At 60.8% G+C, this 26134-nt stretch carries 25 protein-coding genes, 1 other RNA gene and 2 pseudogenes; 13 read left to right on the top strand and 15 right to left on the bottom strand.

Annotation, left to right across the window (positions count from 1 at the left end; translation table 11 throughout):
• The 3 genes from NFJ07_RS03005 (at window position 1) to NFJ07_RS02995 (ending at window position 2237) form a co-directional block, all read left to right on the top strand.
• A complete protein-coding gene (locus NFJ07_RS03005; protein WP_269992400.1) occupies window positions 1-519 on the top strand; it encodes a hypothetical protein in 519 nt (172 codons plus the stop codon).
• 165 nt (window positions 520-684) lie between these two features.
• A complete protein-coding gene (locus NFJ07_RS03000; protein WP_269992398.1) occupies window positions 685-939 on the top strand; it encodes a hypothetical protein in 255 nt (84 codons plus the stop codon).
• A gap of 887 nt (window positions 940-1826) precedes the next feature.
• The gene (locus NFJ07_RS02995) at window positions 1827-2237 is read left to right on the top strand and encodes a MauE/DoxX family redox-associated membrane protein (protein WP_333482031.1); all 411 of its coding nucleotides are present in this window, start codon (window positions 1827-1829) and stop codon (window positions 2235-2237) included.
• Between the two features lie 150 nt (window positions 2238-2387).
• Here the strand turns inward: NFJ07_RS02995 and NFJ07_RS02990 are convergent, their stop codons facing one another.
• Window positions 2388-2858: a MarR family winged helix-turn-helix transcriptional regulator gene (locus tag NFJ07_RS02990; protein WP_269992394.1), complete on the bottom strand. Its 471-nt coding sequence runs from the start codon at window positions 2856-2858 to the stop codon at window positions 2388-2390.
• Between the two features lie 123 nt (window positions 2859-2981).
• Between NFJ07_RS02990 and NFJ07_RS02985 the strand changes: the two genes are divergently transcribed.
• From NFJ07_RS02985 to menE, 6 genes are all read left to right on the top strand, one after another.
• Window positions 2982-3926 carry an SDR family NAD(P)-dependent oxidoreductase gene (locus NFJ07_RS02985; RefSeq protein WP_269992393.1) on the top strand — a complete coding sequence of 315 codons (945 nt, stop codon included), beginning with the start codon at window positions 2982-2984 and terminating at the stop codon, window positions 3924-3926.
• Between the two features lies 1 nt (window position 3927).
• Complete coding sequence (locus NFJ07_RS02980) at window positions 3928-4824, top strand: amidohydrolase family protein (RefSeq protein WP_269992391.1); 897 nt, start codon at window positions 3928-3930, stop codon at window positions 4822-4824.
• 1 nt (window position 4825) lies between these two features.
• A complete protein-coding gene (locus NFJ07_RS02975) occupies window positions 4826-6064 on the top strand; it encodes an acyl-CoA dehydrogenase family protein (protein WP_269992390.1) in 1239 nt (412 codons plus the stop codon).
• 23 nt (window positions 6065-6087) lie between these two features.
• Entirely contained in the window at window positions 6088-6543 is a 456-nt protein-coding gene (locus NFJ07_RS02970) for a MaoC family dehydratase (protein WP_269992389.1), read from the top strand.
• A gap of 61 nt (window positions 6544-6604) precedes the next feature.
• Window positions 6605-7954: an MFS transporter gene (locus NFJ07_RS02965; protein WP_269992388.1), complete on the top strand. Its 1350-nt coding sequence runs from the start codon at window positions 6605-6607 to the stop codon at window positions 7952-7954.
• A gap of 40 nt (window positions 7955-7994) precedes the next feature.
• A complete protein-coding gene (gene menE / locus NFJ07_RS02960; protein WP_269992386.1) occupies window positions 7995-9521 on the top strand; it encodes an o-succinylbenzoate--CoA ligase in 1527 nt (508 codons plus the stop codon).
• Window positions 9522-10147: 626 nt separating this feature from the next.
• Here menE and ssrA read toward each other — a convergent pair.
• The 13 genes and pseudogenes from ssrA to NFJ07_RS02895 all read right to left on the bottom strand — a co-directional run.
• Window positions 10148-10516, bottom strand: a transfer-messenger RNA (tmRNA) gene (ssrA, locus tag NFJ07_RS02955).
• A 151-nt stretch (window positions 10517-10667) separates the two neighbouring features.
• Window positions 10668-11138, bottom strand: coding sequence for an SsrA-binding protein SmpB (gene smpB / locus NFJ07_RS02950; RefSeq protein ID WP_028264808.1), 471 nt, complete (start codon window positions 11136-11138; stop codon window positions 10668-10670).
• 64 nt (window positions 11139-11202) lie between these two features.
• The gene (locus NFJ07_RS02945; protein WP_269992665.1) at window positions 11203-12558 is read right to left on the bottom strand and encodes a M23 family metallopeptidase; all 1356 of its coding nucleotides are present in this window, start codon (window positions 12556-12558) and stop codon (window positions 11203-11205) included.
• 74 nt (window positions 12559-12632) lie between these two features.
• Window positions 12633-13547: a permease-like cell division protein FtsX gene (gene ftsX / locus NFJ07_RS02940; RefSeq protein ID WP_269992380.1), complete on the bottom strand. Its 915-nt coding sequence runs from the start codon at window positions 13545-13547 to the stop codon at window positions 12633-12635.
• Window positions 13544-14308 carry a cell division ATP-binding protein FtsE gene (gene ftsE / locus NFJ07_RS02935; RefSeq protein WP_059387583.1) on the bottom strand — a complete coding sequence of 255 codons (765 nt, stop codon included), beginning with the start codon at window positions 14306-14308 and terminating at the stop codon, window positions 13544-13546. The genes ftsX and ftsE overlap by 4 nt, the downstream gene beginning before the upstream one ends.
• 171 nt (window positions 14309-14479) lie before the next feature.
• A complete protein-coding gene (gene prfB / locus NFJ07_RS02930) occupies window positions 14480-15595 on the bottom strand; it encodes a peptide chain release factor 2 (protein WP_236811830.1) in 1116 nt (371 codons plus the stop codon).
• Between the two features lie 67 nt (window positions 15596-15662).
• A complete protein-coding gene (locus NFJ07_RS02925; protein ID WP_269992372.1) occupies window positions 15663-16115 on the bottom strand; it encodes a hypothetical protein in 453 nt (150 codons plus the stop codon).
• A gap of 23 nt (window positions 16116-16138) precedes the next feature.
• On the bottom strand, window positions 16139-16531 hold the full coding sequence (locus NFJ07_RS02920) for a hypothetical protein (RefSeq protein WP_333482030.1): 393 nt from the start codon (window positions 16529-16531) through the stop codon (window positions 16139-16141).
• A 106-nt stretch (window positions 16532-16637) separates the two neighbouring features.
• On the bottom strand, window positions 16638-17060 hold the full coding sequence (locus tag NFJ07_RS02915; protein ID WP_269992370.1) for a TadE family protein: 423 nt from the start codon (window positions 17058-17060) through the stop codon (window positions 16638-16640).
• Window positions 17061-17063: 3 nt separating this feature from the next.
• Window positions 17064-17327 carry a hypothetical protein gene (locus tag NFJ07_RS02910; protein WP_269992368.1) on the bottom strand — a complete coding sequence of 88 codons (264 nt, stop codon included), beginning with the start codon at window positions 17325-17327 and terminating at the stop codon, window positions 17064-17066.
• Between the two features lie 117 nt (window positions 17328-17444).
• A complete protein-coding gene (locus NFJ07_RS02905; RefSeq protein WP_269992366.1) occupies window positions 17445-18383 on the bottom strand; it encodes a type II secretion system F family protein in 939 nt (312 codons plus the stop codon).
• Window positions 18380-19234 (bottom strand): type II secretion system F family protein, encoded by an 855-nt coding sequence (locus NFJ07_RS02900; RefSeq protein WP_269992365.1) that lies wholly within the window; start codon window positions 19232-19234, stop codon window positions 18380-18382. The genes NFJ07_RS02905 and NFJ07_RS02900 overlap by 4 nt, the downstream gene beginning before the upstream one ends.
• Window positions 19234-20046, bottom strand: a pseudogene (locus tag NFJ07_RS02895) (CpaF family protein); the annotation flags it as partial. The gene NFJ07_RS02900 and the pseudogene NFJ07_RS02895, both read right to left, overlap by 1 nt.
• A 99-nt stretch (window positions 20047-20145) precedes the next feature.
• Here NFJ07_RS02895 and NFJ07_RS02890 point away from each other — a divergent pair.
• From NFJ07_RS02890 to NFJ07_RS02880, 3 genes are all read left to right on the top strand, one after another.
• The gene (locus tag NFJ07_RS02890) at window positions 20146-21321 is read left to right on the top strand and encodes a tyrosine-type recombinase/integrase (RefSeq protein ID WP_269992364.1); all 1176 of its coding nucleotides are present in this window, start codon (window positions 20146-20148) and stop codon (window positions 21319-21321) included.
• A gap of 653 nt (window positions 21322-21974) precedes the next feature.
• Complete coding sequence (locus tag NFJ07_RS02885; protein WP_269992363.1) at window positions 21975-23855, top strand: tyrosine-type recombinase/integrase; 1881 nt, start codon at window positions 21975-21977, stop codon at window positions 23853-23855.
• A complete protein-coding gene (locus NFJ07_RS02880; protein ID WP_269992361.1) occupies window positions 23842-24465 on the top strand; it encodes a DUF6262 family protein in 624 nt (207 codons plus the stop codon). The genes NFJ07_RS02885 and NFJ07_RS02880 overlap by 14 nt, the downstream gene beginning before the upstream one ends.
• A 276-nt stretch (window positions 24466-24741) precedes the next feature.
• On the opposite strand, the gene NFJ07_RS02875 is transcribed toward NFJ07_RS02880, so the two are convergent.
• Complete coding sequence (locus tag NFJ07_RS02875; RefSeq protein ID WP_269992360.1) at window positions 24742-24960, bottom strand: hypothetical protein; 219 nt, start codon at window positions 24958-24960, stop codon at window positions 24742-24744.
• Between the two features lie 401 nt (window positions 24961-25361).
• On the opposite strand from NFJ07_RS02875, the pseudogene istA reads away from it, so the two are divergent.
• Window positions 25362-26120: pseudogene (gene istA, locus NFJ07_RS02870) on the top strand (IS21 family transposase); the annotation flags it as partial.
• Window positions 26121-26134: the final 14 nt, after the last annotated feature.

Here is a 26134-nt window from a genome sequence, read left to right as displayed (position 1 = left end):
ATGCGCACATTAATAAAGACAGCCATTCTCGTCGGCGCAATCTGCGTTTCCGGGATCGCGGTTACTGCAGCAACGCTCAACGTCCCTCCGTCGATATCAACAGCTTCAGACGTTGTGCCGGCATTCTTATCGCAGCAAGCGGAGTCCGATAAGTTACCCGACACATTCATTGCCACTTTTGCACCAACCGGCGCCAATCTCACAGACGCCCGGTTTCTTGGCGACGGCCCTAACGCTCGATACTTCGCTGTTACACGCGGTTCGGACAAGATTTGCATCGCAACCGTTGGGAAAGCTGCCGAACCGCTCGGCTTGGCCTGCACCAACGTCAAGGGCTTCGAGGGCTACGGGCTGCGAGTCGGCAACGACGACCATAGCGATCAGGCTTGGTTGATATCTCCACACGGCGCGGCGGGAAATACACTGAAGAGCGCGAACGCCGTGGCGACCACGAGCAAGTGCGGTCAATGGAAACAGATTGCCTCAAACCTCCTTGTACTGGCGCCGAGTAACCAATAGACGAGCAACCGACATTTAACTCAAAATTGCAGTCAGAAATTTGGGGGAAGTATGAAAAACATTAAGCGATCTACAATTATCGTTCTTACAGTCGTGTGCTCCTGGTTCCTATCAGCTCCACCGGCAAGTGCCTATGGAGCCAACACATGGCAGGCCCGGCCATACATGTGCAACCCGGGCACGTTCTGGGGCGGCAGCAGCTGGCTCTATTACGGCGTGGCCAAGGCTGAAACGAAAGAGGACGGCAACTTTTGTTGGAACGGAAACAACACAGTTTCCGCCGCCGTCCACGATAACTATCGCAACGGATACAACTGGGCCGTCGGCCACAACGCAGTGGAAACCTACTACTCCACTCCGTATTACTCCACCTGGGGCGGCTTCCACTCGTGGGGCAACTCAGGCGCGCAGGTCACCTAATTGGACGAGTGACCAACTGGCATCGCCGACCAATCTTGTGTCGCCTCCCTGCTGGAACTCACTGGCAGGGCCGGGGACCCCAAGGGAACTCCAGCGAACGCTGCTTACTCGGCACAAAGCTCGTTCTCGTTCCCATGCCGTGATCGGCGGTAGTCTCCCATTCGGAATCGAGCAGCTACGGCTACACGGCCGCCTCGGAAGGCGTTAGCAACAGCATCGACAGAACGGACGAGCATCATGGATCGTGATGAAAGCAAGCTTCCTCGTCGGCCCAGCACGAGAAGATCCTTCATAAAGGGGATGGCTGGAGCTCTCGGCGTGGGTGCGATTTCAGCAGCTGGATTGGCGTCAGCAGCCGGGACCGCATTCGCGGACCCAGCTCACCAGCATTGCGTCAGCACAGCACAGAAATTCATCCAAATGAGCTGCATAAACGGCGTATGGTGGTATTACTACAAAGTGTATTGCACCGTTTGCCTCGGGACTTGCGGGCCGAATCGCGCGATAAACCAATGTGTGCTTTGCTAGCTCCTCCAGGACGTCGCTGAAACTATTCCAAGTTAGGGGAGTTTGACATGAAAAATAGATTAATTCTTGAGCATGTAGGGGACTATCCATCCGGGGAATCTCCCGATCCGAGCAACACGGGAATAATCAGTTTGGAGTTCGCACTCGAGCATCATGGCGGGTATACCTTTGACATGGAACTACCAGACGGCAGTTTCATCCCGGTATCCCTTGAGGAATTTCGCGGCAAGGATCCTAAAACCACATTCATTGTCCTCGGGGTTGAATTAATCGACGATGGCCCCGAGGACCGCGCACGTTGGGAAGCCAGGGTCGTTGCCAAGCGCGGGCCTTTTCGGAAAACTCCGCCCAGGTAGTCAATGACAGTCCTGCGGATCGCTCTAACGGGATACTTGGCAGCGACACTGCTGTTCCCCGCCATTCAAAAGTTCCGAGCCCGCGGGAGTCTCTCGTCCTACTATGCGGAGCTATTCAACATGAACGAGCTTCGGGCTCGCTCCGGACTCGTTGCTCTTTGCGTGACCGAGGCCGTCCTTGCCGTCCTGCTGCTACTTCACGTGCAGCCCATGATCACAGGCGGTGCAGTGATCGCACTGTTCCTAGGATTCATCGTCTTCCGACTCAGACTGCTCCAACGATTCAACGGCACCGCAGCTTGCGGATGCAACGCCGAAACCGGACCGGCCACGCGGTCGGAAAGCCGCGGGGGTGTAGCAGGAGTAAGTCTGTTGGCGGTTTTAGCCTTCGCCTGGACCCTCGTGGCTATCTAGCGTCCCTGGCAACTGACAATGGCGACCAGCTCAGACTACTCATCAGCCAGGTGAATTTGCGCGTCCTGAAAAGCCCGGAAGCGGGCCGTCCATTCTTCAACACTGGCTGCGATCTGCGAGGCTCCGAACTGGAAGCTATCCGCGCAACGCCTAGCCCCACAGCGCTTTTCGCAGCAGCGCCTTGAGTTGGGCGGCTTCCCGGTCGTCCAGCGTGGCCAGTACTTCGGATTCTGCGTGGCGGGCTGCAATGGCTGCTTGGGCGAGCAATTGGCTCCCCTTCGACGTTGCCGTCACCGTCTTGGCCCGGCGGTCCTGCCTGCCTGGTGCCCTGGCCACAAGCTTCCGCTTTTCAAGCTCGTCCACCAAGGAAACGATCTGGCTGGGATCAAGGCTCAGGAAGTCCGCCAACTCCCGCTGCGTAGGCTCCAGGCCGCTGTTGGCCAGGATCAGTACCGAGTATGAGCGTTCCTTGAGGTCGAACTCAGCAAGCGCCCGGTTGTTCACGACCGACCCGCCTGCATGGAGCTTGGCCAGCAGGAAACCCACGTCTTGGCTGATCGGAGCGGCGACCAGCCGGTCCTTAGTGGCAGCCTGTTGCTCGTCCTGCGCCTCGATCGTCATAACAAACTCCAATAATCTTCAAAATCAATCGTTGACATTTTCAACTATACGTATTCTCATGGATACAGAACAGCATCCCACGCTGAAGGCTTGGATGCACGGGGATCGAGCAAAGGAGCAGCGATGAGCCTGTCAGGAAAAGTAGCGATTGTCACCGGAAGCGGACGCGGCCTGGGGCTGGCTTACGCCCGGGAACTCGCCCGCCAAGGCGCGGCGGTGGTCATCAACGACGTCGACGCCGAGATAGCCGGCGAAGCAGTCCGGACCATCGAGGCCGACGGCGGCCGGGCAGTCGCCGTCGTCGCTCCCGTTGGCAGCACAGAAGCAGCGAAGCAGCTGGTGGAAACGGCCGTCACGGAGTTCGGCCGCTTAGATATCCTCGTCACCAATGCCGGCATCCTGCGGGACAAGAGCCTGTTGAAGATGACGGACGAGGACTTCGACCTGGTCATCAACGTCCACCTCCGCGGCACCTTCACGTGCGCCCGCGAGGCGTTCGGCTACTTCAAGGAGAACGGGATCGCCGGCCGCATCATCGCCATCGGCTCCCCGACCGGGCAGCGCGGCAACTTCGGCCAGTCCAACTACGCCGCCGCGAAGGCAGGAATCGTGGGCATGGTCCGGACCTGGGCGCTGGAAATGAAGAAGGCCGGGGTTACTGCCAACGCCGTCATCCCCGTGGCCGCGACGGCGATGACCAAGACCATCCCGTACTTCCGGAAAGCGGTGGAAGCGGACGAGCGCGGCGAGGCCATGCCGCACTTCTTCCGCCACGAGCTTGGCTTTGGAACGGCCGACGACGTCTCCGGGCTCATTGCCTTCCTTGCCTCCGACGAGGCGGCCGGGATCACCGGCCAGGCGATCGGCGCCGGCGGAGACCGCCTCCAGCTATGGACCCACCCCGAAGCAGCCGCCACCGAGTACCGCGAGGGCGGCTGGGGTTACCAGGACCTCGTGGAAAACTTCGGCCCGTTGTTCGGAGACAAGCTTCAGGGCGTCGGCGAGGAATTCCTGCCGCTCCCGGCGGAACTGCAGCCCGAAGCCGCAGCCGCTGCACAGGTCCGCTGATATGACCGCACCCCAGCGCTACGAGCTCGGCATCGACGCCTCAAAGCTCGACGCGATCGACATGCACGTCCATCTCGAAGTGGACGGCCACGGCCACGAATCCCTTCCACCGGCACTGACGGAAGCTTCCGCCAAGTACTTCAAGGCCGAGGACCGCGCGCCCTCGCTTGACCGGATCGCCGAGGTGTACCGCGAACTGAACATGGCCGCCGTCGTGTTCACCGTGGACGCCCGCACGCAGCTCAAGCACGAGCCCAACAGCATCCCGGAATTGATCGCGGGAGCCGCCAGGAACAACGACGTGCTGATCCCGTTCGGCAGCGTGGATCCCCGCACCGGCGCCGAGGCCATCCAGGGCGCCAAGCACCAGGCGATCGACCTGGGCGCCCGCGGCTTCAAGTTCCACCCCAGCCTGCAGGGATTCGACCCCTCCAACGAGCAGTTCTATCCCCTGTGGGAGGCACTCCAGGAACTAGGCCTCCCGGCGATCTTCCACACCGGGCAGAACGGCATGGGAGCAGGACTCCCCGGAGGCTACGGCATCAAACTGGCCTACTCCAACCCGCTCCTGCTCGACGCCGTGGCCGCCGACTTCCCCGAGCTGCAGATCATCATGGCCCACCCCTCGGTGCCTTGGCAGGATGAAGCGAATTCGATCGCCACGCACAAATCCAACGTGTTCATCGATCTCTCGGGCTGGTCCCCCAAGTACTTCCCGGAGTCATTGGTGCGCATGTCCAACTCGGTGCTGCAGGACAAGGTCCTGTTCGGCACGGACTTCCCGCTCATCACGCCGCAGAAATGGCTGGCCGCTTTCGCGGACTTGCCGCTCAAGGACGAGGTCCGCCCCAAGATCCTCAAGCACAACGCCGTGCGCTTGCTCGGGCTGGGCGGCTGAGATGGGTCTGGAGACCCGTGTGGAGACCGCGGTAGCGGAGCGCCTCTACAACGTCTGCGACTATTACGACGCCGAGTCCCTCCTCACCGAGGACGAGCGCCGGGTCCTGGGCCGGCTGCGGGACTTCCTGGACCGTGAAGCGAAGCCGCTGTTGGCCGACTACTGGGAGCGCGGCGAGTTCCCGGCCCAACTGGCCCAGCCGCTCATCGAGCTGGACCTCATGGAGCCGGCCGAACTCACCGGCACTTCGGGCACAAACAGCAGCCCGGCCCGCGGCATCTACCAGGGCTTCAGGATCTTCGAACTCGCCCGCACGGACGCTTCGCTGGCCACGTGGTACACGGCCCAGGCCGGACTCTTCCGCACCGCCATCCGGGTGGGCGCCTCGGCGGAACAACAAGCCGAGTGGATGCCGCGCGTGATCGATTTCTCGCTCAAGGGCGTCTTCTCCCTGACCGAACCGGAATCCGGCTCGGACATCGCCGGCGGGCTCTCCACCACCGCCCGCCGCGAAAAGGACGGCGACGGCGATGCCTGGGTGCTCGATGGTGCCAAGCGCTGGATCGGGGGCGCTTCGACGGCGGATGTCCTCGCCGTGTTCGCACGGGACGTCGTTGACGGACAGGTCAAGGCGTTCCTCGTGGACCGCGAAGCCGCTGGGGTGACGCTGGAGAAGATCCACCGGAAAACCTCCTTGCGGATGATGCAGAACGCCCACATCACGCTCGACGGCGTCCGGGTCCCGGAATCCATGCGCCTGCACAACGTGAATTCCTTCAAGGACGTAGCGGCGATGCTTCGGGCCATGCGCTCGGACGTCGCCTGGATCGCCACCGGCATCCAGGCCGGCGCCTTCGAAGCAGCACTCCGCTACGTCCGCGAGCGCCACCAGTTCGGCCGCCCGCTGGGTTCATTCCAGCTGGTGCAGGAGAAGCTGGCCCGGATGCTGGGCAACCTCACGGCAAGCTTGTCCCTCGTGGTCCGGCTGACCGAACAGCAGGCCCGCGGCGTCTACCGCGACCAGGACTCCGCCCTGGCCAAGATGCAGAGCTGCCTGGCAATGCGGGAAACAGTCGCCCTGGCGCGCGAGCTGGCAGGCGGCAACGGCATCACACTGGAGAGTGATGTTGCCCGGTTCCACGCCGACGCCGAAGCCGTCTACTCCTACGAAGGAACACACGAAATCAACGCCCTGATCGTAGGGCGCGCACTCACAGGCGAAAGCGCCTTTACCCGCTAACCACCCCACCACAGGAGACAACAATGCCCAATCTCGTCGTCGACTTCGACAAACTTCTCACCCTCGCCGGAACCGATCTCGGCGTCACCGAATACCGCGAAATCACCCAGGAACAGATCAACAAGTTCGCTGACGCCACAGGAGACGATCAGTGGATCCACGTCGATCCGGAACGCGCCAAGGACGGCCCGTTCGGCGCCCCGATCGCCCACGGCTTCCTCACGCTCTCGCTCATCATCCCGTTCTGGGGCGAGCTGTTCGACGTCGAAGGCGTCACCACCAAAGTGAACTACGGCCTGGACAAGGTCCGTTTCACCTCCCCGGTCAAGGTGGGCGCGCGTATCCGCATGCAAGCCACCATCGCCGAAGTCACCGAGGTCAAGGGCGGCGCCCAGATCAAGGTCTCCAACATCATCGAAATCGAAGGCCAGGAACGCCCCGCAGTGGTGGCCGAATTCCTCGCCCGTTTCTACAAGTAACCGCTTCTAGAAATAGACCGCTTCTGCAGGCATTCCCCACCCTCTGCTTTAAGGAACAACGATGTCCCAAATATCGCAGCTTCAATCCATGGACGTGGCTACCAAACGCAAGGAAGCACGCACGGTCATTGCTTCCAGCTATCTGGGCAGCACCATCGAATACTACGACTTCCTGCTCTATGCCACAGCCGCCGCCGTGGTCTTCCCCAAAGTCTTCTTCTCCGGAATGGACGACTGGGTGGGAGTGGTGGCCGCCTACGGAACTTTCGCCGCAGGATACATAGCGCGCCCGTTGGGTGGCGTCATCTTCGGGCACTTCGGCGACAAGCTGGGACGAAAGGGAATGCTCATCGTCTCCATGTTGGTCATGGGCTTGGCTTCCGCGCTGATCGGCCTGGTCCCGGGCGCCTCAGTGGCCGGTCCGTGGGGCGCCGTGATGCTTGTTGTCCTCCGGGTCTTCCAGGGCATCGCCGTGGGCGGCGAATGGGGCGGAGCCGCCTTGATGGCGCTGGAGCATTCCGAATCGGGGAAGCGCGGCTTCGCGGCCTCGTTCGTCAATGCCGGAGCGCCGTCGGGCGCCGTGCTGGGCACTCTCATCATGGGCGCCTTCTCGGCTCTGCCAAACTCCCAGTTCCTTGCGTGGGGCTGGCGCGTTCCCTTCCTCCTCTCGTTTGTCTTGCTTGCAGTGGGCATGTTCGTCCGTCTGAAGGTATCCGAGAGTCCCATCTTCAAAGCCGCGATAGAACAGGAACGAGTGGCCCGGAGCGCGGCCACCGGCGCCGGCACGAAGCCCGTCATCCCGCTCCTCCAGGTGCTGCGCCGGCCCAAGGCCCTGATCTTCACGATGCTCGCCGGGGCCGCCGGTTTTGCCCTCCAGGTAGTGCTGGCAACGTTCGCGGTCACCTTCGCCGTCTCCAAGGGCGCCGACCGCCAGGGCGTGTTGTACGCCTTCGCCGCTGCTTCCTTCATTTCCATCGCCTTCGTGGTCCTTGGCGGCAGGCTCTCGGACAAGCTCGGACGGCGGCCAGTGATGATCGGCGGACTCGTGCTTTTCATCGCCTACCTGGTCCCGATGTTCCAGCTCTTGTCCTCGAACAACATATTCCTCGTCTTCGTTGCCTTCACGGTGGGCCTGATGATCCACTCGACTCTCTTCGGGCCATTGGCCGCATTCGTGTCCGAGCAGTTCGGCACCACCTCCCGCTACACCGGCGCATCGCTCGGTTACCAGCTCGCGACGCTCCTCGGTGCGGGTTTCACGCCGGGGATCGTTGCCCAGATCTTCAAGGACTCGGGCCAGAATACTGGCTCGGTGGTCTTCTACCTGGCCGCGATGTCGGTCGTCTCCATCATCTTCATCCTGTTGACCCGGGAACCGAAGAACAACGACTTGCAGACCGTCCGGCCTTGAGGCCGGGAAGGGTCTAGCTTGGGAATAAGAAAGGACCGTCATGGAGAATTTTGGCATCGGTTCGTGGCTGCAGCGTCGCCGCTCGAAGTCCGGAAGCAAGATTGCGCTGATCTCCGGAGACCGCGAACTCAGCTATGAGGAATTTGCGGAACGATCGGACCGGCTCGCGAACGCCCTCAAAGCCGGGGGCGTTGCCAAGGGCGACAGGGTGGCCTACCTCGGTGAAAACCACCCCGCTTTCCTGGAAACACTTTTTGCCTGCGGGCAGCTCGGGGCCATCTTCGTACCCCTCAACACTCGATTGGCGCCGCCGGAGATCAACTTCCAGCTTGGGGACTGCGGTGCCGTCGCGCTGATCCACTCCGCGAGCCTCAACGGCCTTGCGGCCAGCGGCGCGGAAGGCACCCGCGTGGGCCGGCGCGTCGTCGTCGGCGAAAGGGAAAGCACGACGGCGGCGGAAGACTATGAGGACGTCGTCGCCTCGGGGGCGCCCCGCCGTCTGGACGAGGAAGTCGGGCTCGATGACGGAGCCATGATCCTCTACACGTCCGGAACGACAGGACGCCCGAAGGGAGCGCTCCTGACCCACGGCAACATCACCTGGAACTGCATCAACGTGATTGTCGACTTCGATTTCTCCTCCAGCGACGTTGCCCTCATGATCTCGCCGATGTTCCACGTCGCCTCACTCGACATGGGAGTACTGCCAACGCTCCTCAAGGGCGGAACCGTCGTCCTGGAGTCGAGGTTCGATCCCCAACGCACCCTGGAGCTCATCGAGCAGCAGCGGGCCACTACCATCAGCGGCGTCCCCACCACCTACCAGATGCTCTGTGAGCATCCGGCCTGGCCGACGTCGGACCTTAGCTCCCTCAACAAGCTGACCTGCGGCGGATCTGCAGTCCCGATGCGCGTCCTGGAAACGTACGAGGCGCGTGGACTGCGCTTCTCCAACGGCTATGGAATGACTGAGACAGCGCCGGGCGCCACCACGCTGCCCGCCGCGAGGTCCCGGGACAAGGCAGGCTCCTCCGGGCTACCGCACTTCTTCAGCGACGTCCGGATCGCCGACGTCGCCGGAGGCCTTGCCGAGCAGGGCACGGTGGGCGAAATCCAGATCAAAGGCCCCAACGTCATCCACGAATACTGGAATCGGCCCGACGCCACTGCCGAATCATATGAAGACGGCGGCTGGTTCAAGTCCGGAGACATGGGCTATAAGGACGCGGATGGATTCGTCTTCGTCTCGGACAGGCTCAAGGACATGATCATCTCGGGCGGCGAGAACATCTACCCTGCCGAGGTGGAACAAGCGATCAGTGAGCTCGACGCCGTGGGCAGCGTGGCAGTCATCGGCGTGCCGGATGAGAAGTGGGGAGAGGTGCCACGCGCCGTGGTGGTGCTCCGCGAGGGCGCCTTTTTGACCGAAGATGAGCTCAAGGAATACCTGGCCGGCAGACTGGCCCGCTACAAGATCCCGAAGACTGTGGTGTTCGTGGACGACATGCCGCGAACGGCCAGCGGAAAGATCCGCAAGAGCGAGCTCCGCCGGAGCACCGTTTCCTGAACGCCGCCGTCGTGACCTTCTTTGATTACTGGTTAACCACCACACTCGTCGGGACCGGCCCAGTTATCGCGTAGGAACCCCGAAAACAAGTAGCGACCACTCAAGACAGCCCTTGCCTGCAGTCCTATGGTGTCGGACAGCGCCCATGCCACGACGCATGGGCGGATTGCCACGACTGGGCTCAGACCGGCGAGGGGCCGCAGCCAAAATTCCGGCCCGTCCTTCCAGCCTAGGCCGACGGAGCAAGGGCCTTACGTAGCACACTGCCGGGACCCAGCCGACGGGCTGAGAGTGGGGGCGAACGTGGACGGGCAACAATGGATTTGGGTCGTGATGGTCCTAGCCGGAGCAGCACTGGTGGCCGCTGTGATGGTCTTCGGACACCAGCGACGGAGGCTCGTTGATCGCAAACGCGCTGCCAAACATCGCGACCGGGAACCTGGAAGTCCCCCGGACAGCGACTGTCCGGATGACGAGCCTGCGGCTCGGAGTCCCAAGCTCTGAGGACGACCGCCGGACCATTGCCCGCGGCTACCAACCCAGACAAAGAAAAACACCCCGGTCAGAGACCGGGGTGTTCCCGATGACCCGACGCATCCGTGAAGGATGTTTCGACTCATCACAAAAAGTGGAGATGGGGGGAATTGAACCCCCGTCCGATGTCGTGTTGTCAGGGCTTCTCCGGGCGCAGTTCGCGTCGGACTTTCTCGGCCCCAGCTATCGTACGAACAAGTAGCTGATCCGGGCCCAGTCATCTAAGAGTCCCGTTTGCCTCGATGACGGAGGCAAACAGCAGTGGCTATCTAAATGACGCCAGGATCCGGGGCAATAGCAACCTCGGGCTGACGGACTGTCTTACTGCTTAGGCAGCGAGAGCGAAGTCAGTGCGCTTAGAATTGGCACTTATTGGTTTGCAGACAGCGTTTACGAGATAATTCTGCATCCTCGGCCCGCTTCACCTGTCGCGACTAACATCGTCGAAACCGATCATCCCCGTATTTTGTTATCAATCCCCGCAGGACGACGATCGCCCGAAAGCGACCACCTAAAAAACCTGCCAGGTTAATCATCATAACGCATCGCAGCACCCGAACATTCCGGGACACGCTTGGCTGCCTACGCACTTGGCCGCAATTTTCGCGGACCTCAGCGGCGGTTGCGCTCGCGCAGTTCACGCAGCGATTCGCGCTTGTCCTGCTGCTCGCGCAAGGTCTGCCGCTTGTCGTAATCCTTCTTGCCTCGAGCCAAGGCAATCTCCACCTTGGCGCGTCCGTCCAGGAAGTACAGCTGGAGCGGCACTACCGTCAGCCCGGTCTCTCGGATCTTGCCGGAGATCTTGTTGAGTTCCTCGCGGTGAAGCAACAGCTTCCGACGGCGGCGCGCGGCGTGGTTGGTCCAGCTCCCCTGGTTGTACTCAGGGATGTGGATGCCCTCCATCCACAATTCGTCATTGTAGAAGGTGCAGAAGCCATCGACCATGGAGGCATGGCCTTCACGCAGGGACTTTACTTCGGTTCCCATAAGGGCAATGCCAGCCTCATAGGTATCCAAAATGTGGTAGTCATGCCGAGCCTTGCGATTGGTGGCCACTACCTTACGGCCACTTTCCTTGGGCACGGTAGAACTCCTTGGTTGTCGAAGAATCACACTAGTCTACGCCAGCAGAACCTTGTCGTGTGGGCTACAGAAGGTTCATCGGGTCAACAGCCTGCCCATTCACCCAGGTTTCAAAGTGCACGTGGCAACCGGTGGAGTTACCCGTGGTACCCGAATATGCGATGAGCTGGCCTTGACTTACCTGCTGTCCGGAAGAAACCACCACGCTGGTGTTGTGGTAGTAGACCGTGGTCAGGGAATCTCCGTTGATGACTCCGTGCGATATCTTGACCCGGTTGCCACCGCCGTCGTTGCCCCAACCGGCGGAAAATACGGTGCCGGCAGCAGCTGCGTACACGGGCGTTCCACAGGGGGCACCGAAGTCGATGCCAGTGTGCATGTAGCCGCCCTGGCCGTAGAAATCGATGGTTCCTGGCGGCGTCGCACGCCAACCGAAGCCTGAGGTGATCGGGATGTTCGCAGGTACCGGGTGGATCAGGCCGAAGTTGGAGCGCGGGTTGCTCGCCGGCGGGACGTAAGGTTGCGGGGCTGCCTGGCCTTGGGCCTGCGCGGCTGCAGCAGCCGCTGCAGCCAGGCGCTGCTGTTCGGCCAACCAAGCTTCACGGAGCTTGCGGTCGCGGTCTGAAATTTCCGCCGCGACGGCATCCTGATTCGCCTTCACTTGCTGGAGCTGGGCCTGGATTCCGGGCTTGGCCGCTTGAAGCTGGCTGTTGAGGCGGGTGGTGTCGGAGATGAGCTTGTCCACCGCCGACTTCTTGGCGGCCGCATCATCGCGGGCTGCCTTTTCGCGCTCAAGTGCCGCGTCTGCTTTCGCCTTGAGATCGCGGATTTCCTGTTCGACGGCGGAGAGCCGGGCCTGGGAGTTCACGTTCGTGGCGCTCTGCTGCGTCAATTTCGTCATCGCGGCGTTCTGGCTGCGCATCGCCTGGTTGGCGAGGTCCATGGTTTCCGTAAGGTTGCCGCCGTCGTTCGATCCGAACAGCAACGCAACGTTCGTGGGAACACCACCGGATTTATATGCCTGCGCCGCGATCTGGCCGATGAGCTTCTTGGTGTCGGTGATCTTTTGCTTGTCGTTTTCCAGCTGCTGGGTGATCTGGGCTTTACTCTGCTGCGCCAGATCCACGCGGGCCGCGAGCGCATCAGCATCCTTCACCGCAGAGGCGACCCTGCCCTGGGCTTCGAGAAGTGCCTGTTGCGCTCCCGGAAGCTGTCCTTGGTAGACCACAAGGTCACCGGCTGCTTTGGCGATGTTGGCGTCAACGAATTCCAGCGACTGCTGCACCCGCGCCGATTCCGCGTTGAGGGCGGCCTGCTGGTCGTCGAGGTTATCTGCGTGTGCCAAGGGCGCTGTTCCAAGGCTCGCAGCCAGCGCGATGGCCAGGACAGAGCCGGCAACCTTGGCACGGCCACTAACCATGCGCAGCTGCAGGGCAGCCTGGTACTTCCGGGTCATCGGCTGTCCTGTTCGCTTGGAATCAGTACTCTTCATGGCTACACCTTGAGATATCGACGGAGGGTCAGGAGTGAAGAGATCCCGGCCAGGCCGCCGCCCAACGCTATCAGTATCGGAGCAATCACGAGTACCTGGGTCGAGGAAATAAACGGAGTGTTCAGGAACTGCTGCGACAAGTCTCCGTTGAGCCAGAACTGGGCCACCAGCCACAGCGTGCCGGAGGCCAGGACTGCACCCACGACGGCGGCGATGACCCCTTCGAGGATGAACGGCAGTTGGATGACCGTCTTCGATGCTCCAACGAGGCGCATAATGCCCGTTTCCCGTCGCCTGCTGAACGCGGACAATCTGATGGTTGTGGTGATGAGCAGGACTGCGCAGAAGATCATGACTCCCGCGACCACCATTGCCGCCACAGAGGCGCCGTTCATCCACTCAAAGATCCGTTCAAGGACCTGGCGCTGGTCGCTCACGGTCTCCACTCCGGCCTGGGACGAGAATGTCTCGCTGATGATCTGGTACTTCTGGGGGTCCTTCATGTTGATTCGGAAAGACGAAGGAAGCTGATCCTGGGTTACCGAATCAACAATCGGAGAATTGGAGAACTGTTCCTTGAAGTGTTTGAACGCATCGGCTTGTGATTCGAACTGGTAATCACTGATGTACTGCTTGACTGCCGGCGAATCGAGCATCTTGGCCAGGTTGTCCTGCTGCTCTTTGGTGACCGCGCCCGAAGCACAACCCGTCGCCGTCGAGGAGTCATTGCAGAGGAAGATGGCAACCTGGACTTTGTCGTACCAGTAACCCTTCATCTGGTTGATCTGCATCTGCAGCATGCCGGCCGCGCCGACGAAGGTGAGGGAGACAAAGGTCACCAGGACGACGGAAATCACCATCGACAGGTTCCGGCGCAGGCCGCTGCCGATCTCGCCCAGGATAAACGCGAGCCTCACTGCTGGACCCCCTGCGCGCGGTCGATTTCCGCATCGCTCGCGTCCTTCATTCGCCGGGACTCCCCCACCACCGGAATCATCGAGGTGTAGAGCGCCCTTGCCTCATCACGGACCACCACTCCGTTCCGGAGTTCCACCACGCGCTTGCGCATCTCGTTCACGATGTCGTCGTCGTGCGTTGCCATGACCACAGTGGTGCCGTTCTGGTTGATCTTGTCGAGCACACCCATGATGCCCATCGACGTGATGGGGTCCAGGTTTCCGGTCGGTTCGTCCGCGAGCAGGATGCCGGGGCGGTTGACGACGGCGCGGGCGATCGCTACGCGCTGCTGCTCACCACCGGACAGCTCATGGGGCATGCGGCGTTCCTTGCCTTCAAGCCCAACAGTCTTCAGCACTTCCGGAACTGTCTCCCGGATGATGCTCCGGCTCTTGCCGATCACCTGCATGGCGAAGGCCACGTTGGCGAAGACATTCTTCTGCGGCAACAAGCGGAAGTCCTGGAAAACGACGCCAATTCCGCGGCGAAGCTTGGGGACGCGCCAGCTTGAAATGTTGGCTACGTTCTGGCCTGCGACGTAGACCGAACCGGATGTTGCCCGGTCTTCCTTCAGAATGAGTCGTAGAAACGTCGACTTGCCGGAGCCCGAGGCCCCGACGAGGAAGGTGAATTCTCCACGGTCAATCTCAAGGTTGACAGCATCCAGCGCCGGACGGGCATTGGGGTCGTAGACCTTGGTGACATTCTCAAATCGGATCATGACTCTTCAGAACCCCGCCGGACATGCCACGTTGGGCCAGTCCAACCGCCAGCGCACGGGCTTTCGTTGGGGGAAGTTGAGCGCCGGCTCTTCGACTATACGCACGCTCCGCGATGGAATCGCGGGCTTGGTGCGGTGTGTCGCCCAATCAGGCAATCAGCGCAGGCGCCGTTATCCTTCGGCGTTGCGGTTGCCCGTGCGCCAGCGAATGCCGGCGTCGATGAAGTCGTCGATGTCACCGTCGAACACCGCTGACGTGTTGCCCACTTCGTGTTCAGTCCGCAAATCCTTGACCATCTGGTACGGATTGAGGACGTACGAACGCATCTGGTCCCCCCACGATGCCTTTACGTCACCCGCGAATGCCTTCTTCTCAGCGTCCTCCTGCTCCTTTTTCAGGAGGAGGAGCCGCGATTGGAGCACGCGCATTGCGGCTGCGCGGTTCTGCAGCTGGGACTTCTCGTTCTGCATGGACACCACAATCCCTGAGGGGATATGGGTCAACCGTACTGCGGAGTCCGTCGTGTTGACGGACTGGCCGCCGGGGCCGGAAGAGCGGAAGACATCGACGCGGATCTCGTTGTCCGGAATGTCGATCGAGTCGGTCTGCTCAATGAGCGGGATGACTTCGACGGCGGCAAAGGACGTTTGCCGGCGGCCCTGGTTGTCGAACGGGCTGATGCGGACAAGTCGGTGCGTTCCGGCTTCGACACTCAGGGTACCGAACGCGTACGGCGCCTTGACCTCGAAAGTAGCTGACTTGAGGCCGGCCTCTTCGGCGTACGAGGTGTCCATGACGGTAGTCGGGTAGCCATGGCGCTCCGCCCACCGCAGGTACATGCGCATGAGCATTTCGGCGAAGTCCGCCGCATCAACACCGCCGGCGCCCGCACGAATCGTGACGACGGCTTCGCGTTCGTCGTATTCGCCCGAGAGCAGGGTTACCACTTCAAGTTCCTTGAGGGCCTTGCGGATTGAGTCGAGTTCCGTGGCGGCTTCGACCATTGAGGCGTCGTCGTCCTCGTCCTGGCCGAGCTCGACAAGAACCTCAAGATCGTCGATGCGGCCCGTCAGCCTGTTCAACCGTTCAAGTTCCGACTGCCGGTGGGACAACTTGGACGTAATCACCTGAGCGGCAGCTGGATCGTCCCAGAGGTTCGGTTCACCAGCTCGCTCGCTCAGTTCTGCGATCTCTTCCTTGAGCTTCTCGACATCGGAAACCTGTTCGATGGAGCGGTAGGTGGAGCGAAGCGCGCGGATTTCTGCGGGAAAGTCAATCTGAGCCATGGTTGTTCCAGAGTACGCCATCCGTTGGCGGCCTTGGCACGGGTTCCGGACGTGTGACGCTTGGAACTCAGCGGGTCAGCCGGGAACGCGCAGTGGAACGGGCTTCGATCGGAACACCGTCGGGAAGCAGAAAGCTGACCACGGGCGGATGGGCAACGGCGCTGAGCACCACTTCGGCCGTGGTGCTGTCCGGGCTTCCAGTGCCCCGTGCGACGGCAAGTTGATCGAACCGTGAATGGGCGCCGTTATGGCTGAGGTATGACTCGGTAACCCCGCGCACCCGCTCGCTGTTGAGGACGGCCGATGGAGTTTCAGTACCGGTGTCTACGTGGCCGAGGGCATAGCTGTCCGCAGCTGCCACCGAAGCTCCGTCCGCCATGGAGAGGAGCTTCTTATGTTCGATGTAGATCGCGGAGGCCGCAGCAACGACCGTTGCCAGCAACAACGCGATCACCACATAACCGATGGTCAAGACCATCAGATGGCCGTCTTCCCCATCCGTTGTACGGGACCGCAGCATGTCCCGCCTAACAGGAAAGTCCCTCACCGGAACCGTCCGACGATTTGCGTGGCTGACGCACTCAGATTCGCGGCGTCCAGGCTCAGGGCATCTCCAAACGGCACCATCGGCAACGGCACCGTGAGCTTGACTGTAATCGTGACCGCGGCTCCTGCAGACAGGCAATCGCCGCGATCGCACGCGACGTCCACAAATGCCTGCCCCGCGGAATGGCCATAATCCGCAAGGGTCAGGAGGGCAGCCTGTTCAGCGGCGGCGCGCCCCTCGGAGGTGTCCTTCTGCATGACATAGACCTTGGCGGCTTGGTCCGCTGCCCCCACGACGGCGAAGGACCCGCCCTGGACTTGTCCAATAGTGACGATGAAATAGACCATGGGAACCATGAGCAGGAGGGACAGCAGGATGAACTCGACCACTGCGCTTCCTCGATCAGAGGCACACCGCGGGCCGATAGATTCCGGGTCCTCCGCGAGTGGCAGGCTGGCCGCCTCCCGGAAGCGGGCAAGCGCGGCGCGGCTAAGATCAACCGGGAATCGCAGCATGCCCCCTCACCTCCAGCGCCGCTCCGGGTCCTATCAGCCCGATGACGGGCAAGGGTGCCCGGACTGTCACTTCCAAGGTGCGGATCCCCTGGAAACTAGCCTCCGACGTCGAGATGTCCCGGGCAAAGTCTGCGTTCAGCGCTGTTCCGATCAGCTCTGCGGTGCGCTCACGTGCATCGGCCGGTGTCCGGTCGGCGAGAGTGCCATAACGGGCTCCGGACGAGGCCGCATCAATAAGGGTATTGCGCACGTGCAAAACAAGGGTCAATTGAATGACGGCGAGGAAGAAAACCGTCAACAGACCCCCGACCAGCACAAAATCCACGACGGCGGAGCCTCGTTCATCGCCGCGGCCGGCACTGGTTCCGCTGCCATCTTCCGTTCCCCAGTTGCGGAACGGCATGGACTACTTTCCGACCTTGCTCATGGCCTGGTTGAAGAGTCCCTCCAGAGCCGGGCCGGCCAGCGCCAGCAGGCCCGCTACAAGTGCGGCGGACATCAGTGTGACCATGACCCAGCCGGGTACGTCGCCTCGCTCGGGATGATCGCCATCGGGGACCGAACTTTTGTTCGGGGTCGTTCCAAGCGCTGATCTGGACGGCAGGAGAGTCCACAGCTGCCACAGCAAAAGTCTTGAAGCGGGCAGGCCTCGGTGTCCAGGTGTCTTCATTTTTCCCCATTTCCGTGTGCAGGAATCCGTTGCGAATATCCGTGCAGTTTCTTTGTTTATGGCATTCAGGCAAATGCCAATGTGATGGACGTGAAAAGGCTTGTTGAAGATCGCGCATCAGAAGCCAAGATCCAGCGCGGCCAGGCCCGGATAGACGGCGAAGATCACGGTGAGGGGCAGGACGCCGAAAACCAGTGGCACCATCATGGCGATTTCTTTGCGACCAGCCGCTTCCATCAGCTCTCGTTTGGCTGAATCGCGGACGTCCGCGGCTTGGGCCCGCAAAACATCGGCCAAGGGGGTACCGCGTTCGACGGCGACGACGATTCCATCCACGAACCGAACTAGCGGGCCGAGCTCGGTTCGTCCCGAAAACTCGTGCAGGGCTTGGACCAGGGGCGTGCCGGCCCGCGTGGCGGCCAATACCAAGGCAAACTCCTTCGCCAATTCGCCGCGGGCCGTGCGGCACACTCGATCGAGGGCACCGCTGGCGCTCTCCCCCGCGCCCACCGCGAGGGCCATCAGTTCGGCAACGCTGGGGAATTCCGCCAGCATCCGCCTTTCCCTTCGTTTGATCCGCACCCCCAGCATGTAGTCGCGGAGAAGAAACCCACCCAGCGCACAAACCAGGACCGAGACGACCGCAGGCCCCGGACTGAACCGTCCCCCGGCCGCACTCATGACCACCACGACAACCGCCGTGGCAAAGCCACCCGCTGCCCATAGCAACTGCTCTGCGCGGAAGTCCAGCGCGGACTTTCCAGAGCCGGCCTTTGCCAGCCTCTTGTTGAGGGACGTGGTGCCCAGGTTGAACTTCGCCAGATAGCGGAGAGCGTCCCGGAACACCGGCCGCAGAATGCGCTCCAAAGGGCCGAACGGTGCGATGTCCGGGGTTGTGGACAGCAGCCGCGATTCAAGGTTCTGGGACCTGAGTTGCGGCTCGATGCGCTCCGCGAAGGGAGTGGGCCGCATAAATGGCATGCGAACAAAGATGAGCCATAATCCGGCTCCCAGGAGAAGTCCGCAGAACACGGTCAGGGCAGTCAACGCAGTCATCGAAGCACCCTTTCATCTTCAGGAAGGGCGCCGATGCGCAGCATGACCCAGTAACAGAAGCCCGAGACCACCAATCCGCCTGCAAGCACGCTGACTCCGGCCGCGGAGTTGTAAGCGGCAACAGCTTCCGGCCTGCTAGCCAGCAGCATCAGGACGATCCATGGGGCGGCAACGGCCAGGCGCGCTCCATTGATCGTCCATGATTGTCGTGCCTCAAGCTCACTGCGGGTCCTCGCGCTCTCACGAAGGAACTCGGCGAGAGTTCCCAGAAGTCGACCGAGATCGGATCCGCCCACTTCGCGGGTCAGTCTGAGCGCCTCAATGATCCGGTCGGCAACGGGATCGGCCAAGCGCTCCTTTAACTTGTTCAATGCCGAATCGAAATGGCCGCCGGAACGGTAATCCGCACCAAACTCGCGGAAGATGGCCCGCAGCTCTTCTGGGCCCTTGTCTCCGAGCTGGACAAGCGCCTCGGGCAGCGAAAGTCCCGCGCGGATTGCCGAGCGCAAATGGTCGACCACGTCGGGCCAGAGCTCCCGGAGCATGGCCGTCCGCTTGCGCGCCCGCCAGCTGACAACGGCCAAGGGAAGCCACGCCCCGAACAGGCCGAAGCACGCCGCGATCGAAAAGGACGCTGTCATGATGTAGATCACCAGCGTGGTGAAAAGACCCAATCCGAGGCACGATGCGATGAATCCCCCGCCGCTCACGTTGTCGATCCCAGCCGTGAGCAACAAAGACTCAAGGCGTTTCGGTTTGGGCTCCTTGACGCCAAGCGGGGGTTGTTCCCAAGCAGACCACCAGATGAGAAACACACCCAGCCCACAGAGAACGCCCAGCAGCGGCGCCATCAGTAGTGCTCCAGGAGCGCGGCGACGTCAAAACCTGCCCGGCCGAATTTCTCTGCGGCCGGCATAGAATTCGAAGTGGGTTGGAGCCTGCCGTCCTGCATCGCGAATACCTTGGACGACTCAATGATGCCGTTCTCCACGCGGCGACCCAGCGAAAGGATCTCTGTGACTTGCCGGCGTCCGTCCGCGTGGCGGCTGCAATGGACCACCAGGTCGATGCAGGATGCCACGGTTGGAACCACGAACGCGCTCGAGATGTTCTCTCCGGCTAGCAGCGGCAGCGTGCAAATCTTGGTCACGGCGTCATGGGCAGAGTTCGCATGGACGGTACACATGCCCGGCAGGCCCGAATTCAGCGCAATGAGCATGTCCAAGCTTTCGGCTTCCCGGACTTCGCCCACCACGAGGCGATCCGGCCGCATGCGAAGAGCCTCTTTGACGAGTCGGCGGAGGGGAATTTCGCCTTGACCCTCGAGGTTTGGCTGGCGGCACTGGAGGCCAACGACGTCACGCAACGGGAAATGGAGTTCAAAGATCTCTTCGACCGTGATGACCCGCTCCCGGGAGCCGATGCTAGCTGCCAGGCAGTTGAGCATTGTGGTCTTTCCTGACTGAGTGGCTCCTGAGACGAGAATGTTCAGTCCGCTGGCCACCGCAGCTCCCAGGAACCGGGCTGACCCGGGCGTCAACGTTCCCAGCTCCACTAGATGCTCGAGCCGGGTCGCTTTGACCACGAATTTGCGGATATTAACAGCCCAATGACGGCGAGTGACGTCGGGAATGACTACGTGGAGCCGCGAGCCGTCGGTTATCTAGCCCCCCCCCGGAGAAGTGTCAGTTTCTGTCGGTCAAGCAACTCGCCAGAGCGTGCCTGACATCCTTTCGTATGACTTGTCAGTAACCTAGGCACCATGATCGAGGATCCCCAGTATGTAGTTAGCCGAGCGTTAACCGGAGAAGTCGGTCCCGAACGGTTCGTGATTGTGGATGGGGACGATCGGCTGCATGCCGCATCATATTGGCTGCAGTCTTTGACGAACCTCGGGCGATCGGCCAACACCGTAAAGCACTACGGCTCACGAGCAGCTTGGTACCTCTCCTGGACGGCTCAAACTGCCGACTGGCGTGCTGTGACGCTCTCGCATATAGCTCTGTGGCGTCAGACAGTTGCCGTCAGCCCTTTTGCGAAGACCAACGGTGCTACTTCGCTCCGCAAAGACAAGACGGTGGATCTCTGGTTGACGCCGGTACGCTCGCTCTACGAGTGGGCAGAGGCCGAGGGCATGCTGACTACCGACATTGGCAGCAGGATGACTCAGATCAAGTATTTCCCGCCTGGAACTCCCGCGGGTGGTGAGTACGGCGCCAGACGGAGGGTCCTCGACGAGAGACTTCGATCACGCGCGGTGGCAGAGCCGGTAGACCCCGAATGGATAGACGACGCAGAAGCCCGACTCAATCTCGAGAGCCTGCCCCTACGGGCGCGCGACCGGTTTCTCATTGATCTCATGTACTTCACCGGGATAAGAGTTGGGGAGGCACTCTCGCTATTTACTGCCGACCTGCACTTCGGCGGTGGCTCACGAGCAGTGGGCTGCAAGACAGTGGATCCACATTTCCACGTTCGCTTGGACAACCCAGTAGAGAACGGAGCCCGAGCAAAAGGTGGGGCCCGAATGCTCTTCGTTGGTGACGACCTTGTAGAAAAATACATCGACTACGCTCTTGAACGCGAGAGCGTTCTCGGTAATCACGACATGTCTCCGCATGTTTTCGTCAACCTCTACAACGGCGACGACTCGCGCGGCTTCGCGATGAAGTATTCCGGCGTCCGAAGCTTGATGAAGCGGTGTGGGAAAAGCATCGGGGTCGACTTGTCAGGACCACATATTCTCAGACATACCCTAGCCACGCGGCTAGTCCGCGGAATCGATTGCCAAGCGCAAAGTCTCGACGTGGTCCAGGAGATACTAGGGCATTCCAGTATCAATTCGACTCGGGTATACACCCACGGCCTGGAAGAGGCGAAGAAAGCCGCCTTGATGTCCATACCGGCCAGAACCGTAAGTTTGGGCTCGGCTAAGTGAATGCGGCTCGTCCGCGACTGGCCGCTGCGTTAGTCGCCCCGGCCCCCGAACTGGCTGCCACTTGGTCAGAGCACCTGGGGAACCGCATTCTGAAATCTTGGCGCCCTGGTGAGTTCGACGCTGAACGACTTCTGCTGGTCCCAGATCCCTCCAATCCCAGGACATTTCTTAAAAGATGCATCCGTAACGGTTGCCTTCTCCTGATCGAAGGAGGTAATTACTGCGCACCTTGCCGTAAGGAATGGGCCATGGCGAAGGCCGAAGGTGTCACCCGTGAGGCGTGGAGCGCGGTCCCTCGGCGTCGACTCGAGCCCACTCTCGGATGTTTGGTCCTTGGGTGCGGTCGACAACACTCGTCGAACCGCCTGTGCAAGAATCACTCGTTCTTGTATCGGAAACACAAGCGCAAGTCTCATCTGTCGTCGTACACACAGGAAGACTGGATCCAGGAACGTAATCCGAATCCGCTGCCGCCGGGCGATCGATGTGTGCTGCCAACATGCTCGTCTGACCGGACTCAGCTTAACGGTCTCTGCGACAATCATCAGTCAGGCTACCGAAGATGGCGTACCAGTCAGAACGTAGCGGACGACTCCGAATCTCTCGCGTGTTGGGTGGAGCGGGTTTTCGAGCCTCTGATGGATCCTAAGTCGATGACACCGTTCGCCGCTGCCTACGCAACTCCGTTCGGCTTATTAAAGGAGCCTTTGCGCTCGGAATACCTGTTCGCAGTACAGCAACGAGACTTGAAGGGCCGCGCCCACCTGTCCGCGGCTGATATTCGTTCGACATATCAATGGCTGCGCAGCAGCGGTCGAAGCACTGTTGTAGGCGAGACGCGTCTTGGGCGGACTACGACGGACGAAAATATGTCTGGGATGCTTGTCGAGTTGCAGCGTCTGATAGATGAGGAATACCGGAAATGGTCCGGAGTTGATGACCGAGATCCGCGTCTGATTTATCTGAAGGACCTGCCACTCACTAACACAAACCAGTCCATCGGAGACCATGTCTTGGACCTCCGATCAGTCCGGCATGAATGGATATTCCAAGCGTTTATGGCGTGGGCGAAGGCAACGCCCCGCGGACCTTCGACCCTGGCCCTCGTTGCTGGCGCTTGGAATTTTGCCGACGAAGTGCTCGCGTCGAGAAGGACACCACCACAGGCCCTCGGGACTGGCGACATGAGCGCGATCATAGACGCGATCCGAGAACGCTGGCCAGCACAAAAAACGCAGCGTCGCTACATCGGCGCGATTGCTCGGATTATCCAATTCGCCCGAGCTGAAGAGGGTCTTCAGGAACTTTGGAGGAGTATTCCCGCTCAGTTCTCAGTCGATCCTGAGCGCCATAGAGCGCGCCGGAATCCAGACGAAGCAGATCCGAATCCTGATGAGCCTTTCAGATTCGTGCCGCAACCAATTGTCGACTGGGTCATGGATCACCTGCATCTCCTCGAACGGCGCGATGAGTATTCCACGGCCGAGGCGCGGGTCATGATCTTCGTCCACGAACGGTGCGGCCGCCGGACTGGTGAAACACTTCGGCTGCTAGATGACTGCATCAGCTACGACAGCCAAGGCTCCCCGTACTTAGAATGGCAGCAAGGCAAGGCCCCCTATGCACGTGGAAAGCGATTACCAATCCATCAAGAGACTCATGATGTTATCCGTCAATGGCAGGAAATCAAACGTGAGCACGGAGGGCAGTCGAAATGGTTGTTCCCCTCTCTGAGCTACAGCAGCGGTGACCGTCCTTACCGCTCGAATTTCTTGGCTGACCGAGTCAATGAGCTGACCAGGCTTGTGGCGCTGCACTCTCCATATAGCGCTCCGGTCGAGGGTGCCGAAGGCAACCTCATCTACTTCGACTTGTCGACGATAGATCCCTATTCTTTTCGGCACGCTTTCGCGCAGCGCTTGGCTGATGCAACAGACGAGGAAGGGCGGTCCACCACCCCGCCGGATGTGCTACAGGACTACATGGGCCACAAAAGCTTCACGACGACCATGGTCTACTATCAGGTGACCGCAAAACGTCGAAAGAAGGCGCTCGAGAGCATCGCGCCGCGGCGACTGAATCTGCACGGCAAGGCCGTAGAGGTGGATCGAGAGCGAGACGGCTTCGGGAAGATTGCTGTGACCCTTGGCCATTGCAGTGAGCCACAGAATGTGGCGGCCAGTGGCCATTCCTGCGCCCTGGAGCACTCTTGCGAGTCATGCCCGTTTTTTCTTGTAGATCCGTTGGAACGAGACGGAATGGTCGCCAAGAGAGACTATCTGCGGGTGAAATTGGAGCGCGCGCGTGTTATTGACGCCCCTCAGCACATGCTTGACCACTATGCTGCCCGAGCTCAAAATGCCACAACGATCATCGACGGCATCGACGAGTATGTTGCAGGCCTCCCTGAGGATGAGAGGAGGGCAATCGCTGATGCTCTAGATCGAATGGCCGAGACCCGTCGCAGAGCCACTGCCTCCCGCAATATCGACGTTCGCGAACTGCTAAGGAAGGCAGCTGATGACGGAAAATAGAGACGCTCCCGAAGGGCTTTTACGTTACAGGGCGGAAGAGTCTCGCAGGAAGCAAGAAAGTGTCCTCCGAGCCATCCGGGACCTCATGGAAAGCGATGGCGACATCACTATTTCAGCAGTTAGTCGCAAGGCCAAGGTTTCCAGGGAATTCATTCACAGCCACAGCCACTTGCACGCGGCCGTCACCCAAGCGGCCAAACACTCCAAGGACCAAAAAAGGGCCCGTCCCGTTGCCGAAACACACATGGCCCAAGGACTCCGCGCGGACCGAGTAGCACTCTTCGATCAAGTCAGAAAACTGAAAAGTGAGTTATCTGGAGCTAGAACTCTGCTCCGAGATCACGAGCGACAGCGCCAACTTTGGCTCGGCGCGCAGCTTTCGCGATCGTCATTTGTGGACCCAGAGGAGCATATCGAGCTCCGTTCGACGAACGAACGATTGGTTGCGGAGAATGCTTTACTCATTGAGCAGCTGGGGGCCCTTCAAAGGCATGTTTCTCGTCTCGAAGGCGAACTTGCCGCATCCCGTGCTGCCCATCGGCTCGACGTCCGGGGCCAGGTCGCTGAGGGTACGAATGTGGTTTCGCTTGATAACTCCCTGAGGAAATGACCTAGTATTCTTCTCCGCTGAGCAGTTGCCCGAAGAGGGTGCCCGGTTAGACGACTGAGGAGTCAAACCTCCCGAACTGCGAGTGTCCGCCGACGCCGACCACGCGCGTTCGTCGGTTGTCCGAAACGTGGGGGTATTCCCCGTCTGCCGTCCACCATCCGCGCAATTCCTGGAGGAACTAAGGGTCTGGCCCATCTCCTTCGGGTTTCATGTCGACCAAGCGTGGATCAGGGACTCCTTCCGGGGGAGCCACTTAAGGAGCGGAAATTATTTCGTTCATTCTTCAGCCCCCGATCCTTCAGGACCCCACTCAGGCGTGATTTTATTGGATAAAATCACCTTGCCGCTAGCGCCATCAGTCAACTTGAGTTCGTAGCGTCGGTCGTAATCGGTCCGGCTAATCTCAGCGCAGGTACCAGGAGCGTACTTGCTGATCACAGCCGCGAGCAGCTGGTGAAGATTGAGTTCGGCTTCGGTTTCGAAGGCGGTGGACAACAACGTAGGTCCAGCGGTTGTCCGTGGTGAACGGCGGTACCAGTGCCGAACGGGAGAATGGTGCGCCGGTGCCATCGGATCCGTTCGTCATGGCCGTGTCCGCCTAACCATAAATGGATGATCTGCGAACGACGGCAAAGCGCTGTTGTGCTGGGTCGCGTCCTAACTGGCCGAGGCGCGGACGGCGGTGCCTTGCTGGGTTCTAGCAGGCCCAGATATCTTGGCGGTTATGGCCATGTGAATATTCGCGCTGTTGGGGTCCATCTTTCGTGTGTTTGGGGGCCAGCGGGCAGAGCGCGCAGTAGCGGCCTTGGGTGCCGGTAGTGGCGTGCTTGGGGGCCACCGAGTTTAGGCTCCTTCCGTCGTGTGTATAGGGCGCACGGCGGAAGGAGTAATCATCAATGGTACGGAAGATCAGGGCGAAGCTCGTGTTGCAGTTGCGCGCCGAGGGCTTGTCAGGCCGGGCGATCGCGGCATCGCAGGGAATGTCGCGGAAGAGCATCACGGCGGTGCTGGAGGCTGCCGATGCGGCCGGTGTGGTTTGGGACGATATCGCCGACAGCTCGGATCGCGAGGTGTATGTCCGGTTGTTCCCGGGGCGTGGTGAGCATCAAAGCGTGTTCGCGCAGCCGGACTGGGACCAGGTCCACCGGGAGATGGCCCGGGTCGGGGTGACGCTGAAGCTGCTGCATGGCGAGTATGCCGATTCATGCGCCGCTGCCGGTGAGCCGATGATGGGCTATGACCGGTTCTGCAGGACCTACCAGCGGCATGTGTTGGTAACGGGGGCGGCATCCCGGGTCGGGCACAAGGCCGGGCAGACGGTGGAGGTCGACTGGTCGGGGCCCACGATGCAGTTGGCCGATCCGATCACGGGCAAGGCCAGGACCGTGTATCTGTTCGTGGCATGCCTGCCTTTCAGCCGGTATGCGTTCGTCGAACCCGCCCTGGACATGAAGCAGGACACCTGGTTGCGGGCTCACGTGGCGATGTTCGAGGCGTTCACCGGTTCGGTGCCGCGGATCGTGCCGGACAATCTGAAGACCGGGGTCATCAAGCATCCCCGCGAGGGCGAGGTCGTGCTCAACGACGCTTACCGCGAGATGGCGGCGCACTATTCAGCGGCGGTGCTGCCCGGACGTATCAGAGCACCGAAGGACTATCCCGAGGATTC

Origin of the sequence: Arthrobacter sp. B2a2-09 (assembly GCF_027587375.1) — a bacterium.
In the GTDB taxonomy this organism is placed as follows: Bacteria; Actinomycetota; Actinomycetes; order Actinomycetales; family Micrococcaceae; genus Arthrobacter.
This window is presented reverse-complemented; position numbering and strand designations above follow the sequence as displayed.

Bases quoted from the DNA above. Each gene is read 5' to 3' on its own strand.
- menE (WP_269992386.1), top strand. From the start codon at position 7,995: ATGGAGAATTTTGGCATCGGTTCGTGGCTGCAGCGTCGCCGCTCGAAG.
- NFJ07_RS02970 (WP_269992389.1), top strand. From the start codon at position 6,088: ATGCCCAATCTCGTCGTCGACTTCGACAAACTTCTCACCCTCGCCGGA.
- NFJ07_RS02990 (WP_269992394.1), bottom strand. From the start codon at position 2,858: ATGACGATCGAGGCGCAGGACGAGCAACAGGCTGCCACTAAGGACCGG.
- ftsE (WP_059387583.1), bottom strand. From the start codon at position 14,308: ATGATCCGATTTGAGAATGTCACCAAGGTCTACGACCCCAATGCCCGT.
- NFJ07_RS02915 (WP_269992370.1), bottom strand. From the start codon at position 17,060: ATGCCGTTCCGCAACTGGGGAACGGAAGATGGCAGCGGAACCAGTGCC.
- NFJ07_RS02985 (WP_269992393.1), top strand. From the start codon at position 2,982: ATGAGCCTGTCAGGAAAAGTAGCGATTGTCACCGGAAGCGGACGCGGC.
- prfB (WP_236811830.1), bottom strand. From the start codon at position 15,595: ATGGCTCAGATTGACTTTCCCGCAGAAATCCGCGCGCTTCGCTCCACC.
- NFJ07_RS02890 (WP_269992364.1), top strand. From the start codon at position 20,146: ATGATCGAGGATCCCCAGTATGTAGTTAGCCGAGCGTTAACCGGAGAA.
- NFJ07_RS02925 (WP_269992372.1), bottom strand. From the start codon at position 16,115: ATGCTGCGGTCCCGTACAACGGATGGGGAAGACGGCCATCTGATGGTC.
- NFJ07_RS02905 (WP_269992366.1), bottom strand. From the start codon at position 18,383: ATGACTGCGTTGACTGCCCTGACCGTGTTCTGCGGACTTCTCCTGGGA.
- NFJ07_RS03005 (WP_269992400.1), top strand. From the start codon at position 1: ATGCGCACATTAATAAAGACAGCCATTCTCGTCGGCGCAATCTGCGTT.
- NFJ07_RS03000 (WP_269992398.1), top strand. From the start codon at position 685: ATGTGCAACCCGGGCACGTTCTGGGGCGGCAGCAGCTGGCTCTATTAC.
- NFJ07_RS02980 (WP_269992391.1), top strand. From the start codon at position 3,928: ATGACCGCACCCCAGCGCTACGAGCTCGGCATCGACGCCTCAAAGCTC.
- NFJ07_RS02995 (WP_333482031.1), top strand. From the start codon at position 1,827: ATGACAGTCCTGCGGATCGCTCTAACGGGATACTTGGCAGCGACACTG.
- NFJ07_RS02900 (WP_269992365.1), bottom strand. From the start codon at position 19,234: ATGGCGCCGCTGCTGGGCGTTCTCTGTGGGCTGGGTGTGTTTCTCATC.
- NFJ07_RS02885 (WP_269992363.1), top strand. From the start codon at position 21,975: ATGACACCGTTCGCCGCTGCCTACGCAACTCCGTTCGGCTTATTAAAG.
- NFJ07_RS02945 (WP_269992665.1), bottom strand. From the start codon at position 12,558: ATGGTTAGTGGCCGTGCCAAGGTTGCCGGCTCTGTCCTGGCCATCGCG.
- NFJ07_RS02975 (WP_269992390.1), top strand. From the start codon at position 4,826: ATGGGTCTGGAGACCCGTGTGGAGACCGCGGTAGCGGAGCGCCTCTAC.
- NFJ07_RS02965 (WP_269992388.1), top strand. From the start codon at position 6,605: ATGTCCCAAATATCGCAGCTTCAATCCATGGACGTGGCTACCAAACGC.
- NFJ07_RS02910 (WP_269992368.1), bottom strand. From the start codon at position 17,327: ATGAAGACACCTGGACACCGAGGCCTGCCCGCTTCAAGACTTTTGCTG.
- NFJ07_RS02880 (WP_269992361.1), top strand. From the start codon at position 23,842: ATGACGGAAAATAGAGACGCTCCCGAAGGGCTTTTACGTTACAGGGCG.